Origin of the sequence: Acidiphilium acidophilum (assembly GCF_033842475.1) — a bacterium.
Classification (GTDB): Bacteria; Pseudomonadota; Alphaproteobacteria; order Acetobacterales; family Acetobacteraceae; genus Acidiphilium; species Acidiphilium acidophilum.
Genome location: NZ_JAWXYB010000018.1, coordinates 1,946,036 through 1,961,486, shown reverse-complemented (window position 1 = coordinate 1,961,486; position 15,451 = coordinate 1,946,036). Strand labels below are relative to the sequence as shown.

Annotated in this window: 16 protein-coding genes and 2 tRNA genes; 8 read left to right on the top strand and 10 right to left on the bottom strand. The window is 64.7% G+C overall.

What is annotated here, in order from left to right; genetic code table 11:
- Nucleotide 1 precedes the first annotated feature (1 nt).
- The 4 genes from nusG to SIL87_RS11975 form a co-directional block, all read right to left on the bottom strand.
- Nucleotides 2-532, bottom strand: coding sequence for a transcription termination/antitermination protein NusG (nusG, locus tag SIL87_RS11990; RefSeq protein ID WP_319614411.1), 531 nt, complete (start codon nt 530-532; stop codon nt 2-4).
- A gap of 5 nt (nt 533-537) precedes the next feature.
- Nucleotides 538-741, bottom strand: coding sequence for a preprotein translocase subunit SecE (gene secE / locus SIL87_RS11985; protein ID WP_405055231.1), 204 nt, complete (start codon nt 739-741; stop codon nt 538-540).
- 52 nt (nt 742-793) lie between these two features.
- Nucleotides 794-870: transfer RNA gene (locus SIL87_RS11980), tRNA-Trp, on the bottom strand.
- A gap of 120 nt (nt 871-990) precedes the next feature.
- A tRNA-Gly gene (locus SIL87_RS11975) sits at nt 991-1,064 on the bottom strand.
- Between the two features lie 184 nt (nt 1,065-1,248).
- Between SIL87_RS11975 and SIL87_RS11970 the strand changes: the two genes are divergently transcribed.
- On the top strand, nt 1,249-2,076 hold the full coding sequence (locus SIL87_RS11970) for an inositol monophosphatase family protein (RefSeq protein ID WP_319615971.1): 828 nt from the start codon (nt 1,249-1,251) through the stop codon (nt 2,074-2,076).
- 37 nt (nt 2,077-2,113) lie between these two features.
- Here SIL87_RS11970 and cobT read toward each other — a convergent pair whose 3' ends face one another.
- The 4 genes from cobT to SIL87_RS11950 all read right to left on the bottom strand — a co-directional run bounded on the left by cobT (nt 2,114) and on the right by SIL87_RS11950 (nt 7,838).
- Nucleotides 2,114-3,979, bottom strand: coding sequence for a cobaltochelatase subunit CobT (cobT, locus tag SIL87_RS11965; protein ID WP_319614410.1), 1,866 nt, complete (start codon nt 3,977-3,979; stop codon nt 2,114-2,116).
- The gene (cobS, locus tag SIL87_RS11960) at nt 3,979-4,992 is read right to left on the bottom strand and encodes a cobaltochelatase subunit CobS (protein WP_319614409.1); all 1,014 of its coding nucleotides are present in this window, start codon (nt 4,990-4,992) and stop codon (nt 3,979-3,981) included. The genes cobT and cobS overlap by 1 nt, the downstream gene beginning before the upstream one ends.
- A 313-nt stretch (nt 4,993-5,305) precedes the next feature.
- Complete coding sequence (locus SIL87_RS11955; protein ID WP_319614408.1) at nt 5,306-6,943, bottom strand: stimulus-sensing domain-containing protein; 1,638 nt, start codon at nt 6,941-6,943, stop codon at nt 5,306-5,308.
- 193 nt (nt 6,944-7,136) lie between these two features.
- Nucleotides 7,137-7,838 carry a response regulator transcription factor gene (locus tag SIL87_RS11950; protein ID WP_319614407.1) on the bottom strand — a complete coding sequence of 234 codons (702 nt, stop codon included), beginning with the start codon at nt 7,836-7,838 and terminating at the stop codon, nt 7,137-7,139.
- A gap of 66 nt (nt 7,839-7,904) precedes the next feature.
- Between SIL87_RS11950 and SIL87_RS11945 the strand changes: the two genes are divergently transcribed.
- From SIL87_RS11945 to SIL87_RS11935, 3 genes are all read left to right on the top strand, one after another.
- Complete coding sequence (locus SIL87_RS11945; RefSeq protein WP_319614406.1) at nt 7,905-8,597, top strand: HugZ family pyridoxamine 5'-phosphate oxidase; 693 nt, start codon at nt 7,905-7,907, stop codon at nt 8,595-8,597.
- Between the two features lie 108 nt (nt 8,598-8,705).
- Nucleotides 8,706-10,679 carry a phospholipase C gene (locus SIL87_RS11940; protein WP_319614405.1) on the top strand — a complete coding sequence of 658 codons (1,974 nt, stop codon included), beginning with the start codon at nt 8,706-8,708 and terminating at the stop codon, nt 10,677-10,679.
- Between the two features lie 80 nt (nt 10,680-10,759).
- Nucleotides 10,760-11,062, top strand: a complete 303-nt coding sequence (locus tag SIL87_RS11935; RefSeq protein WP_319614404.1) for a hypothetical protein — start codon at nt 10,760-10,762, stop codon at nt 11,060-11,062.
- Nucleotides 11,063-11,138: 76 nt separating this feature from the next.
- Here the strand turns inward: SIL87_RS11935 and SIL87_RS11930 are convergent, their stop codons facing one another.
- Entirely contained in the window at nt 11,139-11,324 is a 186-nt protein-coding gene (locus SIL87_RS11930) for a hypothetical protein (protein WP_319614403.1), read from the bottom strand.
- A gap of 85 nt (nt 11,325-11,409) precedes the next feature.
- The gene (locus SIL87_RS11925) at nt 11,410-11,610 is read right to left on the bottom strand and encodes a hypothetical protein (RefSeq protein ID WP_319614402.1); all 201 of its coding nucleotides are present in this window, start codon (nt 11,608-11,610) and stop codon (nt 11,410-11,412) included.
- A gap of 161 nt (nt 11,611-11,771) precedes the next feature.
- Between SIL87_RS11925 and SIL87_RS11920 the strand changes: the two genes are divergently transcribed.
- The 4 genes from SIL87_RS11920 to SIL87_RS11905 all read left to right on the top strand — a co-directional run bounded on the left by SIL87_RS11920 (nt 11,772) and on the right by SIL87_RS11905 (nt 15,444).
- Nucleotides 11,772-12,992: a M20 aminoacylase family protein gene (locus tag SIL87_RS11920; protein WP_456304828.1), complete on the top strand. Its 1,221-nt coding sequence runs from the start codon at nt 11,772-11,774 to the stop codon at nt 12,990-12,992.
- Nucleotides 12,989-13,678: a MarC family protein gene (locus tag SIL87_RS11915; protein WP_405055230.1), complete on the top strand. Its 690-nt coding sequence runs from the start codon at nt 12,989-12,991 to the stop codon at nt 13,676-13,678. The genes SIL87_RS11920 and SIL87_RS11915 overlap by 4 nt, the downstream gene beginning before the upstream one ends.
- 120 nt (nt 13,679-13,798) lie before the next feature.
- Nucleotides 13,799-14,314 carry a MarR family winged helix-turn-helix transcriptional regulator gene (locus SIL87_RS11910; protein WP_319614401.1) on the top strand — a complete coding sequence of 172 codons (516 nt, stop codon included), beginning with the start codon at nt 13,799-13,801 and terminating at the stop codon, nt 14,312-14,314.
- Nucleotides 14,314-15,444 (top strand): HlyD family secretion protein, encoded by a 1,131-nt coding sequence (locus tag SIL87_RS11905; RefSeq protein WP_319614400.1) that lies wholly within the window; start codon nt 14,314-14,316, stop codon nt 15,442-15,444. Before SIL87_RS11910 ends, SIL87_RS11905 begins: the two co-directional genes overlap by 1 nt.
- Nucleotides 15,445-15,451: the final 7 nt, after the last annotated feature.

Sequence of the window (15,451 nt, the reverse complement as noted above, 5' to 3'; positions counted from 1 at the left end):
ATCAGACTTTTTCGACCTGCGCGTATTCGAGTTCCACCGGGGTCGAGCGTCCGAAGATCGAGACCGATACCTTCACGCGGCCACGTTCCTCGTCGACATCCTCGACGGTGCCGTTGAAGCTGGTGAACGGACCGTCCGCGACGCGGACCTGTTCGCCGATTTCGAACACCACGGCGGGGCGGCGGGTTTCCGCACCTTCCTGAACCTGACGCATCATGCGCTCGGCCTCGGCATCGGAAATCGGGGTCGGGCGGATCTTAGTGCCGAGGAAGCCGGTCACTTTCGGAATGTCGCGCACCAGATGCCAGGCATCGTCGCTCATTTCCATTTTGATCAGGACGTAGCCGGGGAAGAATTTGCGTTCGGCGTTGACCTTCTGGGCGCGGCGGATTTCCACGACCTCCTCGGTCGGGACCAGCACCTGCTCGATCTCGTCGGACAGGCCCTTCTGGGCCGCGGTTTCGGTGATCTGGGTTGCGATCTTTTTCTCGAACCCGGAATAGACATGCAGAACATACCAGCGCTTCGCCACGATGCTTAACCCCCCACGCCGAACAATGTGCGCATTCCCAGGCCGATCACCTGGTCCACCACGAGAAAGAAAACGATCGTCAGCGCGACCATCGCGAGGACCACGCCGGTGGTGACGAGGGTTTCGCGCCGCCCGGGCCATGTGGTCTTGGAGGCTTCGATGCGCACGTCGCGCAAGAACTTCGCCGGGTTGAACGCCAATGCCGTCATGCTCCAGATTGCCTAAAAATATCGTGCTGCGTGCCGGCCCAGAAAGACCGGTTGGCAGGGGTGGAGGGTCTCGAACCCACAGCCTCCGGTTTTGGAGACCGGCGCTCTAGCCAATTGAGCTACACCCCTGCAGTGACAGGTCGCTTGCGGACAGCACGCGTCCGCTGGCTTGCACAACGTGCGGGCTTCGATGTCAAGGGCCGCCCCCTGAAACGCGATTTCGTCAGGAAGCGGATCGAGGCCGGACGCTGGAGCGGGTGACGGGAATCGAACCCGCACAACCAGCTTGGAAGGCTGGGACTCTACCGTTGAGCTACACCCGCGTCGCGACCTTCTATAATCGGGTCGCCGCCGGCCAGCAATGCTTGCCGGCGGGGTGATCCTTGCGGGATTGCCGTGCTCCCGTGCTTGCGGCGGGGTTGAACGGGGCGGGCGATCGGTGGCACACCTCGCCCGCCGACCGGGGCGAGGCTCAGGCGGGGTTCAATTTTTGGAGTGTGGCTGATGATGGCTCCCCGGCGTTCCGCGCATATGACGATCATGGTGGCTGCGGCGCAGAAGGCGGCGAAGCGGCTGATCCGCGATTTCAACGAGGTCGAGCATCTGCAGGTGTCGGTGAAGGGGCCATCGGATTTCGTCAGCCAGGCGGATCTGCGCTCGGAGCAGACGATCATCGAGGAGCTGGAGCGCGCGCGGCCCGGTTATGCGCTGCTCGGCGAGGAAGGTGGCGCACGGGGGTCGGATAACTGGGCGTGGCGCTGGGTGATCGATCCGCTCGATGGGACCACGAATTTTCTCCATGCGATTCCGAACTGGGCCATCTCGATCGCGCTGGAAAAGCGCCTGCCGGATGGCGGGGCGGAGGTGGTGGCGGGGCTGGTGTTCGCACCCGCGCTCGATGAGATGTTCTGGGCGGAAAAGGGCGCGGGCGCGTATCTGAACGACAAGCGGCTGCGGGTTTCGGCAAGGCGGGATTGGTCGGCTTCGCTGTTCGCGACCGGGATTCCGTTTGCCAAGACCGCGCCGCGCAACCGCCTCGCCTTCGCGCGGGTGCTCGGGCAGTTGATGCCGGAGACCGCCGGGGTGCGGCGGATGGGCTCGGCGGCACTCGATCTCGCCTGGACCGCGGCAGGGCGCTACGAGGCGTATTGGGAACTCGGGACGCAGGCGTGGGATGTGCTGGCCGGGGTGTTGCTTGTGCGCGAGGCCGGTGGGTATGCGACCGATCCGGCGGGGCACGATCATGTCACCGGCGATGTGGTGGCGGGCAACCCGCATATCCAGCCGCGGCTGCGGGATATGCTGGTCGAGGCGATGGAGGGGGTGAAAGCCTGACGCCCGACAACGTGAATGGCCGCGTGATGGCGCGCTGTTAGGCCACCAGCGGGGCGCGCAACGCGGCGGCGCGTGCCCATGATTCGGCGACGTCCTCATCGAACAGCTCGGCGAGTTTTTTCATCATGGTGCCGCCGAGTTCTTCGGCATCGACCAGGGTGACGGCGCGGCGGTAGTAGCGGGTGACGTCGTGGCCGATTCCGATGGCGGTGAGTTCGACGAGGTCGCGGCTTTCGATGTCGCGGATCACGTCGCGCAGGTGGCGTTCGAGGTAGTTGCCCTGGTTGACCGAGAGGGTGCTGTCATCGACCGGGGCGCCATCGGAAATCACCATCAGGATGCGGCGGTGTTCCGGGCGGGCGAGCAGGCGGCGATAGGCCCAGGCGAGGGCTTCGCCGTCGATGTTTTCCTTGAGCAGGCCTTCGCGCAGCATCAGGCCGAGATTGCGCCGGGCGCGGCGCCAGGGCTGGTCGGCGGCTTTGTAGATGATGTGGCGGAGGTCGTTGAGGCGACCGGGGTTGCGCGGCTTGCCTTCGCCGACCCATTTTTCGCGGCTTTGGCCGCCCTTCCAGGCGCGGGTGGTGAAGCCGAGGATTTCGACCTTCACGGCGCAGCGTTCGAGGGTGCGGGCCAGGATGTCGCCGCACATGGCGGCGACGGAAATGGGTCTGCCGCGCATCGAGCCGGAATTGTCGATCAGCAGGGTTACGACGGTGTCGCGGAACTCGGTGTCGCGTTCGCGTTTGAACGACAGGGGCAGCAACGGATCGACGACGACGCGGGCGAGACGGCCGACATCGAGCAAGCCATCCTCAAGGTCGAACTCCCACGCGCGTTGTTGTTGCGCGAGCAACCGGCGTTGCAGGCGGTTGGCGAGTTTGGAGACGACGCCGTGCAGATGCTGGAGTTGCTGGTCGAGTTGCTGGCGGAGCCGCGCGAGTTCCTCGATGTCGCATAATTCGTCGGCCGCGATTTCCTCGTCGAAGGCGCGGGTGAAGGCGCGGTAGGCGGTGTGGGGATCTTCGGGGATGGGCTTGCGGCGCTGCTGCGGGCCGGCGGGGGCTTCGTCGCTGGCGGTGGCGCTTTCGTCCTCGTTGTCCTCGTCGGCATCCGATTCGGCGGATTCGGATTCCATCGCCTCGGGGGCTTCGGACATCGGCTGGTCCTGATCCTGCTCGGACCGGGTTTCGCCCTCGCCGGAATTATCCTGCTGGAGGGATTGTTCGCCCTGATCGCCGGCATCCTCGCTGTCGTCGCCCTCCTCGGACGAGGTTTCGGCCTCGGCGAGGTCCATCGCGGCGAGCAGGCGGCGGGCGGCGCGGGCGAAACTGTCCTGATCGGCGCGCTCGGCGGCGAGATCGTCGAGGGCGGATTCGGCCTCCGCAGGCAATGTTCCGCGCCAGAGATCGAGGATGTTGCGGGCGGCACCCGGTACCGAATCGGGGTCCATCCGCTCGCGGACCAGCAGGGCGAGCGCCTGGGCGGTGGGAAGCTGATCGCGCCGGCTCATCCGGTCGAGACCCTCGGCCTCCGAATCGTCCTGCAATTTGCGGTGCAGATTGGCGGCGACCCCGGCCATGTGCGCGGCACCGACAATCTCGACCCGCGCCTGTTCCAGCGCGTCGTACGCATCGCGCGCCTCGCGGGCGACCGGGGCGCGGTTGGCGTGGACGGTATCGTCGTGATGGCGCAGACGCAGGGCCATCGAATCGGCGATGCCGCGCAGCCGCGCGACCTCCGCCGGCGGCAAGGCGCGGGTGGGCGAGGGCAGCCGGGCGCGCTTGCCGGCAAGACCGGCAGCACCCGGCTGATAGGCGACCTGCACCTCGTCGCTGCCGGCGATGGCACGGACCGCGCCGGCGGTGGCGCGCTTGAAATCCTCGCTGCGGGACTGCTCGGTCATCAGGTCTTGCGCGGATGCACGCCGGTTTCGATCTCGCCGTTGAAACAGCGCTGGTAGTATTCGGCGACCGTGCTGCGCTCCGCCTCGTCGCATTTGTTGAGGAAGGTCAGGCGGAAGGCGAACCCGATATCGTTGAAAATCCGCGCATTCTCCGCCCAGGTGATGACCGTGCGCGGCGACATCACGGTCGAGATGTCACCATTGATGAACCCGGCACGCGTGAGGTCGGCAAGGGCGACCATGCTCTCGATCTTTTTGCGCTCCGCCGTGTTCCCCGCAGAAACGCCGAGCTTGGCCATGACTATAGACACCTCCTGCGCGTGCGGCAGATAGTTCAGCGTGGCGACGATGTTCCAGCGGTCCATCTGACCCTGATTGATCTGCTGGGTGCCGTGATAAAGCCCGGTCGTATCGCCCAGCCCGACGGTGTTGGCGGTGGCGAACAGGCGGAACGCCGGATGCGGGCGGATCACGCGGTTCTGGTCGAGCAGGGTGAGCTTGCCCTCGACCTCAAGAACCCGCTGGATCACGAACATCACATCCGGCCGCCCGGCATCGTATTCGTCGAACACCAGAGCGCACGGGTGCTGCAACGCCCATGGCAGCAGACCCTCGCGGAACTCGGTGATCTGCTTGCCTTCCTTCAGCACGATCGCATCCTTGCCGATCAGATCGATCCGGCTGATGTGACTGTCGAGATTGACGCGAATGCACGGCCAGTTCAACCGCGCGGCAACCTGCTCGATATGCGTCGATTTGCCGGTGCCATGATAACCCTGGATCATCACCCGGCGGTTGAGCGCGAAACCGGCGAGAATCGCAATCGTGGTCTCACGGTCGAACTTGTACGTGTCGTCGATCTCGGGGACATGCTCGGTGCGCTCGGAAAACGCCGGCAGGTCGAACCCGCACTCGATGCCGAATACGTCGTGCGAAGATACCACACGATCCGGCAGATTGATCGCCGATGTCGGCACCCCACGAGTCTCCGGCAAAGCAGCTATGTTGGTCATCGATCAGACTTCCTAAAATCCCAGTCCCGTAAACTACTCGCCATCGCGCAGTCTGCAACCCCGCAGATATGATCGGAGCGCGGTACTGGCGGACAGGAAGGCCAAGGGGCTTTGCCCCCTGGACCCCCACTAAGGGCGCGGCCCTTAGAACCCTTTAGTTTTGGTCTTGGGAGGGCGATCCAGGCCACTGCCGTTCAGCGGCACGACGCATCGCCCTCCCAAGACCAAAACCAGTGGATTCCAAAGGCTCCGCCTTTGGCGGGGTCGAGGGGCAGAGCCCCTCGCCTTGCTTTCCGCCAGCGCCACACTCCCATCAGGCCTTCGGGATGCGGATGACGAAGCGGGCGCCGGTGATGGTGCCGGAGGTATTGCGGCGGTTTTCGGCCATGATGCGGCCGAGATGGGCTTCGACGATCTGGCGGGAGATGGAGAGGCCGAGGCCGGAGTGGCTGCCGAAGCTTTCCGACTGGGGGCGTTCGGAGTAGAATCGGTCGAAGACGTGGTTGAGTTTGGCGTCGGGGATACCGGGGCCTTCGTCTTCGACGGCGATTTCGATGGTGCTGCCGGTTTCGCGGCCGCGCAGCCAGATTTTGCCGGCTGGCGGGCTGAAGGAGGCGGCGTTGCCGATGAGGTTGCGCATGACCTGGACCAGCCGGCCTTCGGCGCCGCGGACGGTGAGGCCGGATTTGGGGGCGTCGAGTACGATGACCGGGTCGGTTTCCTTGCGGGTGGCGTCGTGGATTTCGGCGAGGGCCGCGAGGATGGGGGCGAGGTCGACCGGTTCTAGGGCGGTGCGCGACATTTCGGAATCGAGGCGGGAGCTGTCGCTGATATCGGAGATCAGCCGATCGAGGCGTTGGACGTCCTGGGCGATGATATCGAACAGGCGGGCGGCGCGGGCTTTGTCGTCCATGCGGCGGATGGTTTCGATGGCCGAGCGGATCGAGGAGAGCGGGTTTTTGATTTCGTGGGCGACGTCGGCGGCGAAGCGTTCGATGGCGTCCATCCGGGTCCAGAGGGCGTGGGCGGAATCTTCGAGGGCGCGGGCGAGCTGGCCGATTTCGTCCTGCCGGGCGGCGATGGCGGGAGGGACCGGTTCGGACATGGCGGCGCGGCCTTCGCGCAGGCGGCTGGCGGAATCGGCGAGGCGCAGCAGCGGGGTGGCGATGGTGCGGGCGAGGTAGGCCGAGAGCAGGACGGTGAGCGCGAGGGCGAGGGCGAAGAGGGCGAGGATCGAGACCCGGATGGCAAAGACCGCGCGGTCGACTTCGGTGGCTTCGCGGGTGAGCAGGACGACGCCCACGGAGTGTTTGGAGCGGATGATCGGTTCGGCGACGGTGATGAGCAGGCGGCCATCGGGGGCGCGGCGGATGAAGGGGGCGGCCTGATGGTTGGCGGGCGCGCTGGTGAGGCGCAGGGCTTCGCGCACGCTGGGCTGCCAGCCGAGGCCGGCGGCTTCGCCTTCGGTGCCGGTGGGGGTGAGGTCGGGGTTGGGCAGGAAGGCGAGGAACTGGTCGTAGAGCAGGCTGACGGCGCGGGCGAAATTGCCGCGCGGATGCACAGGCGGCAGTTTTTCGGTGATGATGGCGCCGCCCGGCCCCTGGCGGATGCGGGAATTGGCGATGACCTGGCCATCGCTGCCGTAGATGATCGCCTGCGCGTTCGGGGTCGGCTCGATCAGGCGGTAGAGCAGCGGGCGGGCGAGATCGGGGTTGATGACCGGCTGGTTGGCGGCGTTGTTCTGGACGGCGGATTCGGCGAGCGCACCGGCATAGATGCGGGCCTGTTCGCGCAGGGCGGTAACCTCGGCGGTGAGCAGCCCGTGCTGGTACTGATCGAGATAGAGCAGGGCGGCGACGATGAGGGCGAGCGGGAGGGCATTGACCAGCAGGATGCGGCGCAGCAACGGCGAGATGCGCCAGCGCCGGGACGGTGGGGAAGTGGCGGTCATGGGGTTGTGAGGAGTGGGGAAAGGAAGGCAGCACTTCTTTTTTTGGAAAAAAAGAAGCAAAAAAACTTTTTTTCACTGGGTCTGCGGCGCGGAAACCGCCCATGCCCTCGATCGCCGAAAGTTTTTTGCTTCTTTTTTACAAAAAAGAAGTCTTGCACTTCGCTTTTTCTCGCCCCGCGCAGACCCGACGCCATCATGCCTCTTTGTAGCGGTAACCGATGCCGTAGAGGGTTTCGATCTGGTCGAATTCCTCGTCCATCGCGCGGAATTTGCGGCGGAGGCGTTTGATGTGGCTGTCGATCGTGCGGTCGTCCACGTAGACGCTTTCGCCGTAGGCGGCGTCGATCAGCTGGTCGCGCGATTTGACCATTCCGGGGCGCGAGGCGAGGGCTTTGACCAGCAGGAATTCGGTGACGGTGAGCTGGATGTCGAGGCCTTTCCAGAGGCATTGGTGTTTGGTTTCATCGAGGGTGAGGTTGCCGCGCGCCATCAGCCCGGCGGGGGCTGCGCCGGAGCCTTCGGCGCGGCTGGCTTCGTTGCGGCGCAGCAGGGTGCGGATGCGTTCGAGCAGGAGGCGCTGGCTGAAGGGTTTGGTGATGTAGTCATCGGCGCCGAGGCGCAGGCCCATCAGTTCGTCGAGTTCGTCGTCCTTGCTGGTCAGGAAGATCACCGGCATGGCGGAGCGGGCGCGCAGGCGCTGGAGCAGTTCCATTCCGTCCATCCGGGGCATTTTGATGTCGAGCACCGCGAGGTCGACCGGGCGGGCCATCAGCCCCTGGAGGGCGGATTCGCCATCGGTATAGGTGCGAACGAGGAAGCCTTCCTGTTCCAGGGTCATCTGGACCGATTCGAGGATGTTGCGGTCGTCGTCGACCAGCGCGATGGTATGTTTCATGATTTCTGCTTTACCGGAGGGCGGGGCGGATTATTCTCGCTGTGACGTGACGGGAAAGAGGCGATAATGCAAGAGTTGAGGGAGAGCCAGAACGATATCCACCGCGAGGCGCGGCTGTTGCTGCGGGCGGCGCGGGTGGCGAGCCTTGCTGTGTTGGAGGAGGATTATCCCTCGATCGCGCTGGTGACGCCGGCGGTGACGCTGGATGGCGGGGTGGTGCTGCTGCTCTCGCAGCTTTCGGCGCATACCCGCGCGCTCGATCGCGATGGGCGGTGTGCGCTGATGGTGAGCGGGCCGGCGGAGGAGCGCAATCCGCAGACCAGCCCGCGTTTGTCGCTGGTGTGCGACGCGGTGCGGAGCGAGGACGCGGCGGATCGGGCGCGGTATCTGGCGGTGCATCCCTATGCCGGTTTTTATGCGGGGTTCGGTGATTTCGGGGTGTATCGGCTGAGCACGATCGCGGCGCGTTATGTCGGCGGGTTCGCGCGGGCGGCGTCGCTCGATGTGGAGCGGTTGGCGCCGGTGACCGTGGCGCTGCGCGACGAGGCGGCGGCGGCGGCGGCGATGGCGGCGGTGAACGCGGGGCAGGGCGGGCGGCTCGACCGGATCGCGCGGGAACAGGGCGGCGACGGGAGTGGCTGGCAGGTGATTGCGCTCGATCCTGACGGGTATGATCTCGCGCGCGAGGATGTGGTGCTGCGGGTGGCCTTCGCGCACGGGCTGCGGACCTATGCCGATTTCAGCAGCCAAATCGGGTGAGGGGTGGCCCCGTGCGCGGGGCGGAATTCATCGAAGTTTCATCGCGGGGCGCTTTTGCGGCGGGACGGGATCGGCGAGAGAACGGCCAGACATTGCGGGATGATTGCCATGACATTGACGCGCCGCCTGATTGCTTCGCTGCTCGGTTCGACCTTCCTGATGCCGGGGCTTGCCGCTGCCGCACCGCCGGGGGCGTCGCCGGTCGTTACCGCGCCAGTCGTTAGCGCGCCGGTGCCCAAGGCGGCGATGCCGTATGTGATCCGGGCGGGGCGCGGGCCGCAATTGACCACGGCGCAGATGGCGGCGCTGATCCGGCACCGGATCAGATATGTCTTCGTGCTGTATCAGGAAAACCGCTCGTTCGATTCGTATTTCGGCACGTTTCCGGGGGCTGACGGGCTCTATTCGCAGGCCGCCGCGCAGACGCCGGGGTTGACCCAGAAGATCATCGGCGTGTCCGGCAAGGTCGAGACCATTCAGCCTTTCACCATCGGGCCGAAGCAGTTTGCCGCCGATACCGACGATATCGATCATTCCCACCCGATCATGTTCGCGAAAATGCACATCGTGAACGGCCATGCCGAGATGAACCGGTTCGCGCTGGAGGAGGAGAAGAAATACTGGAAATCCGGTCCGCACCCCTCGCTCAAGGCCAAGCAGATGGGCGAACTCGCGATGGCGCACGAGGATTGCAACACCATTCCGATCCTGTGGCGCTATGCCGACCGCTTCGTGCTGATGGATCATATGTTCCAGGACATGGTCGGACCCTCGACGCCGGGGAATCTGTCGATCTTCGCGGCGCAGACCGGGTTGACCCAATGGGCGCTGCACCCGAACGAGGCGTGGAAACAGGTCAATCAGCCGGGCGAACCGGTCGATGCCGATATCGACCCGCTCTGGGGCTCGCGCGAGGACCCGTTCCAGCACAAGCTGGTTCCGTATAATCCGCGCGATTATGCGGAGGATGGGCCGGGGAAGGTGCAGATCAACCAGACCTACGCCACGGTGGCGCTGACCACCGCCGGCAATACGGTGAAACGCAAGACCAGCGCGGATCTCGACCCGAAACCCGACCTCGACGATGTGCGCAAGGATATCTCGTTCATCCAGCGGCTCGACCGGCACAAGGTCGCGTGGCGCTGGTTTCAGGAGGGGTTTTCGACCCGTCCTGTGCCGGATGATCTGGGACCGAAGGACGCCGAGGGGGTGCATGCCTCCTACATCACTCATCACAACGGGCCGCAATATTTCGGCTATATTGCGAACAACCCGAAAATGACGGCGGATATGGGCGGGCTGCGCGATTTTTTCACTGCGGTGAAGCAGGGTTCGCTGCCGGCGGAAGGCGGGGTGTTCTATGTGAAGGGCGGGTATCTCAACGGGTTCGGGATGCACCCGACCGATCCCGATCCGGCGGTGCAGAAGAAATTTCTCGGCGATGACGATCACCCCGGCTATTCCGACAGCCAGATCAGCGAGGCCATGCTGGCGCGGGCGGTGAATGCCATTGCGTCGAGCAAATACTGGGCCCATGCGGCGATCATTATCACCTGGGATGATTCCGAAGGCGATTACGACCATGTGCCGCCGCCGGAGCTTGCCACGGCGCCCAATGGCACCCTGCTGAGCGACGGGCCGCGCGTTCCGTTCATCGTGATTTCACCGTTCGCCCGCGCGCACGAGGTTTCCCACGCCATCGGCAATCAGGCTTCGGTGATCAAATTCGTCGATGCGGTGTTCAATCTGCCGCCGCTCGCGACGCTGCCGGATGAGCAGGAAGGGCGCCAACGCGGCGAGGCGGAGTTTCACCAGAAATATATGGGGCCGTTCGATGCCGAGACGCCGGATGTGACCGATCTGTTTTCCGCCTTCGATCCGCTACGGCTCGAAGGCAAGGCCGAGCCATTGCCGGCATCCTATGCCATGGTGCCGGAGGACTGGACCACGGAACTCCCGGCGCGGACCGGGGCCGATTGCAAAATGATCGGGATCGTGCCGACGAATGTGCAATTGCATCTGCCGAACCGGATTCCGAAGGATTTCAACCCGCGCCCGAAAACCGACCCGACGAAATCGTGAGGCGCTGACAACCTTGACGTGTATGATATTGTCGTTGCACTTTGGCGTGGTGGTTCATGCTCAGGGGTGCGGAGGGAGATATGGGACGCGTTGCGGCTGTGGTGATCGCTCTGGCGCTGGCAATGGCGGGCGCATCGGCGGATGACGGGGGACATCATGCGAAGCATGATTATCACGTCCATCCCGCGAAACTGACCGGCAGGACCTTCAAGAGTCTCGATGCGGCGAAGGCAGCCTGCGGCAAGAGCCCCGTGGTGTGGCTCAACCCGACCGGGGTGGTGTTTCACACTGCATCCTCGCGCTGGTTCGGTCATACCAGCACGGGGGTCTATACCTGTCGCGATGCCGCCGAGGCGGCGGGGTATTGGAAATCGAAATACTGAGGGGCCGTATCGTGGGGCGGCCCTGCCGTGGAACGGCGCTGTCCGTTACCGGACCTCGCCGTTGCGACGGCGGTTTTCAGTTTTGCGCGTTGTTGGCCTGGTTGGTGGCCTGGCCGGGCACTTTGAACTGGGTGCCGTAGGAGTGGTTGATCTCCTGCACGATTTTCGCGTGCGGGGTAAAGAACGGCGCGGCTTGTGCGGCAACCGGCGCAAAGGTGCCGATGGCGGTGAGAAGCGCGAGGCCGAGAGTGAGGTTTTTCATCGGATTTGTCCTGCTGGTCCGTCAGGGCGGCGCGTCTTCGATGGCGCGCCGCCGCTGTCGGGTAACGTGGTGGTCGAACGAACGATCAGTTGTTGCGGATCGCGTTCATCTGCTGGGCATGAACCGCACGACCGGTCGCGCCCGGGATGTTATGGTTGGTCTGGTCGTGAACCACGATCGGGCTCGGCGAATACATCGAGGTGCCGACATTCGCGGCGTTCGCGGCCAGCGGGGCAAAGGCACCGACGGCGGCGAGGACGGTCAGAAGACGAGTGAATTTACGCATGTGAGTCTCTCCTAGAAAAAATGTTCTGCAGGATCGTTCCTGCTTGATGCTGGAGATGGTTCATGCGGTGGCCCGGCATAACCCGGATGATTGGCCTAGGACTTATGCCGCCCGCGTATAGGTGGCTCGGCGGGCGGGAGTGCGGGCGGGATATTTAGCGGTTGGCTGCGGCGGTTCGCCCGCGCTATGCTGGCCGCATGAAAATCGATCCGCAACTGACGGCATGGGCTCCGGAATTCGCAAGTTGGCGTCAGGATTTCCACGCTCACCCCGAAATCGCCTATCAGGAACATCGGACGGCGGCGCTGGTTGCCGAGCGGTTGAAATCCTTCGGGATCGAGGTCACCACCGGGGTCGGCGGGACCGGCGTGGTCGGCACGCTGCGGCAGGGGCGGCTCGACCGGGCGGGCGGCAATCGCGCCATCGCGCTGCGGGCGGATATGGATGCGTTGCCGATGGATGAGGCCAACGAGCTTCCCTATCGCTCGCAAAATCCGGGGCGGATGCATGCGTGCGGGCATGACGGGCACACCACCATGCTACTCGCCGCCGCGCGATATCTGGCGGAGACCCGCAACTTCGCCGGCACGATCCATTTCATTTTCCAGCCCGCCGAGGAAGGTGGCGCGGGTGCGCTGCGGATGATCGAGGACGGGTTGCTGGAGCGGTTTCCCTTCGATGCGGTGTTCGGCGCGCATAACGACCCGACCTTGCCGGTGGGCGCTCTGTCGGCATCGCCGGGGTCGGTGATGGCGGCCACCGATGATGTCACGATCCGCCTGACCGGGCGGGGCGGCCATGCCGCGCGGCCGCATTACGCGATCGATCCGTTGCTGGCCGGGGCGCAGATCGTGCTGGGGCTGCAGACCATCGTTGCGCGCCGGGTCGATCCGCTGTGCTCGACCGTCGTGTCGATCTGTACCTTCCATGCCGGGAGTGCGACCAATGTGATCCCCGAGACCGCGACGTTGAGCGGGACGGTGCGTAATCTCGATCCGGCGACGCAGACGCGGCTTGCGGTCGAAATTCCCGACATGATCCGCCATCTGGCCCAAGCTGCCGGGGTCGAGGCTGAAATCGACTACGAGAGCGGTTATCCGCCGGTGGTCAACGACGCGGCGATGGTGGGTGTGGTGGCGCGGGCCGCGGGCACCGTGCTGGACGCCGATCAGATCCATACCGACCTGCCGCCGAGCCTCGGCGGGGAGGATTTCGCCTATTACGCCCTGCACCGGCCCGCGTGTTTTTACCGGATCGGCCAGAAAGACGGCACGAAGGGCGGCATGCCGCTGCATCATCCGCGCTATGATTTCAACGATGCGATCCTGCCGGTGGGGGCAGCGATCTTTGCGGCGATCGCGGCGGGAGATCTGCCGGGTTGAACCTGTTCGCGTCGGTCAGCGAAGCCTTTCTTCTTGGATTCCCGGCCCTGTTCTCGATCGTCAACCCGCTCGCGGGCGCGATCATTTTCAACGAGGTCACGGCGGGGCGGAACCACCGGGACCGGTTGATCCTGGCGCGTCGCGTCGCGGTGAACAGTGCTGCGGTGATCCTGATCTCGCTCTGGGCGGGCAGCTACATTCTGAGTTTTTTCGGGATTTCGCTCAATGCGCTGCGCCTCGCAGGCGGGCTGGTGGTGGCGGCGCGGGCCTACCAGATGCTGACCGCGCCGGAAGCGCATGAGGAGCGCAAACAGGCCCAGGCGGCGCAGGCGACCGCGGAGGCCGAGGTGATTCCCGAGGATATCTCCTCGATCGCGTTCTTTCCGCTGACCCTGCCCTTCACCACCGGTCCTGGCACCATCGCGGTGGCGGTGGCACTCGGCACCCAGCACCCGGCGTCGGGCGCGCCGCTCGCCGCGTTTTTTTCCGGCCTGTCGCTTGCGGCGCTCGCCATGGCCCTGCTGATCTGGATCGCCTACGCCACCGCCGACCGGCTCGGCGCGCTCCTCGGCGAAACCGGGCGGCGGGTGGTGGCGCGCCTCGCCGCGTTCATTCTGCTCGGCATCGGCGTGCAGATCATGCTTTCGGGGGCGATACCGGTGCTGCATCAGGCGCTCCACGGCTGAGCGCGCGAAGGTGAAACAAGCGCCGTTCTGCAAGGGCGCGATCACGCAGGGCGGGATGCAAAAAACGCAATAGTGGGACAGTAGCGCTTACTCGTAACAGTATCTACTATCACTCGTGCGATGGAACCCGATCTTTCCTGCGCACCGCCCGGTGCCGAGCCTGAACCCGAGCTGCTGTATCTGCTGCACGATGTCGCGCGCCTGTTGCGCCGCGAGATCGATCGGCGTGCCCGCATGCACGACATGAACCGCGCGCAATGGGTCATGCTGATCCGCCTCGCGCGCAATCCCGGCCTGTCGCAGAAGGATCTGGCGGAAATCATCGAGGTCGAGCCCATGACCGTGGCGCGGCTGACCGACCGGCTCGAAGCGCGCGGTCTGGTCGAACGCCGCGCCGACCCGCGCGATCGGCGGATCTGGCGGCTGCACCTCACCGATGAGGCCGATCCGATCCTGCAGGATATCGAGACGCATCGCGGCGCCGTGGCAGATTTCATTGCGGCGGATCTGACGCCCTCGATGATCGACGCCACGACCGAAGGGCTGATACGGATGAAAACGAGTTTACTGAAGGCCGACCGCGCGGCCGACGCCTATATGATCAGTGCCGCGAAGGCCGAACAGGAGATCGCTTGATGTCGCAGACAGGTTCCACCGCCGGCGTGGTCGCGCGTGATGGCGATGATCGCGATGCCAAGTCCCGCGACCATTCGAGCCGGGCGGATGGGCAGGCCAGGCATCGCTCGAAACTGCTGCGCCCGATCCTGATGATCGGCGGCGTGGCACTCATTCTGATCGCGGTTCTACTCTACTGGTTGTTCACCGGCGGGTCGGTGTCGATCACGGATACCTACGTCAAGGCGGCGCGGGTCAATCTCTCGACCGATGTTTCGGGCCTGGTCGATCAGGTCGCGGTGCATGATCATCAGGCCGTCACCAAGGGGCAGGTGCTGTTCCGGCTCGACCCGACACGGTTCGTCGTTGCGGTCGATCAGGCGAAGGCGAAACTCGCCGAGGTGGGTCAGGAGGTCGAGGGGGCGCGGCATGGCTATGAGGCGCAGCTCGCCAAGATCAAGGTGCAGCAGACCGTGGTTGCGAACGACCGGTTGAATTACCAGCGCTATGCCTCGCTTGTGCATGGCGGCGGGGTGACGCAATCGGATTACGACAATGCGAAATACAAATACGAGGGCGCGCAGGCCAATCTCGATGCCATGGAGGCGCAGGCCGGCGTCGATCTCGCGAAATTGTCGGGCAAGGCGGACATCAAGCTGGCCGATACCCCGCAATACAAGGCCGCGGCGGCGGGGCTTGCGGCAGCCGAGCTGAATTACCGCCATTCGATCGTTCGCGCGCCGTTCGCGGGCGTGGTCACCGAGACTGAGAAATTGCAGCCGGGGATGTATCTGCAGGCGGGCACTGCCGCGTTCGGCCTGGTTTCGACCACCAATGTCTGGATCCGCAGCCAGCCGAAGGAAACCAGCCTGACCTGGGTGAAGCCGGGCGACAAGGTGAAAATTCATGTCGATACCTATCCCGGCAAGCTATGGCACGGGGTGGTGGCGAGCATATCGCCGGCGAGCGGTTCGAGCTTCTCGATTTTGCCCGCGCAGAACTCCTCGGGCAACTGGGTGAAGGTGGTGCAGCGGATTCCGTTGCGGGTGAACATCACCAGCGGGCCGAAGCATCTGGTATTGCGCAATGGCATGACCGCCGAGGTGGACATCATCACCGGTCACAAGCGCAAACTCTCCGACCTGTTCTGACCGGCTG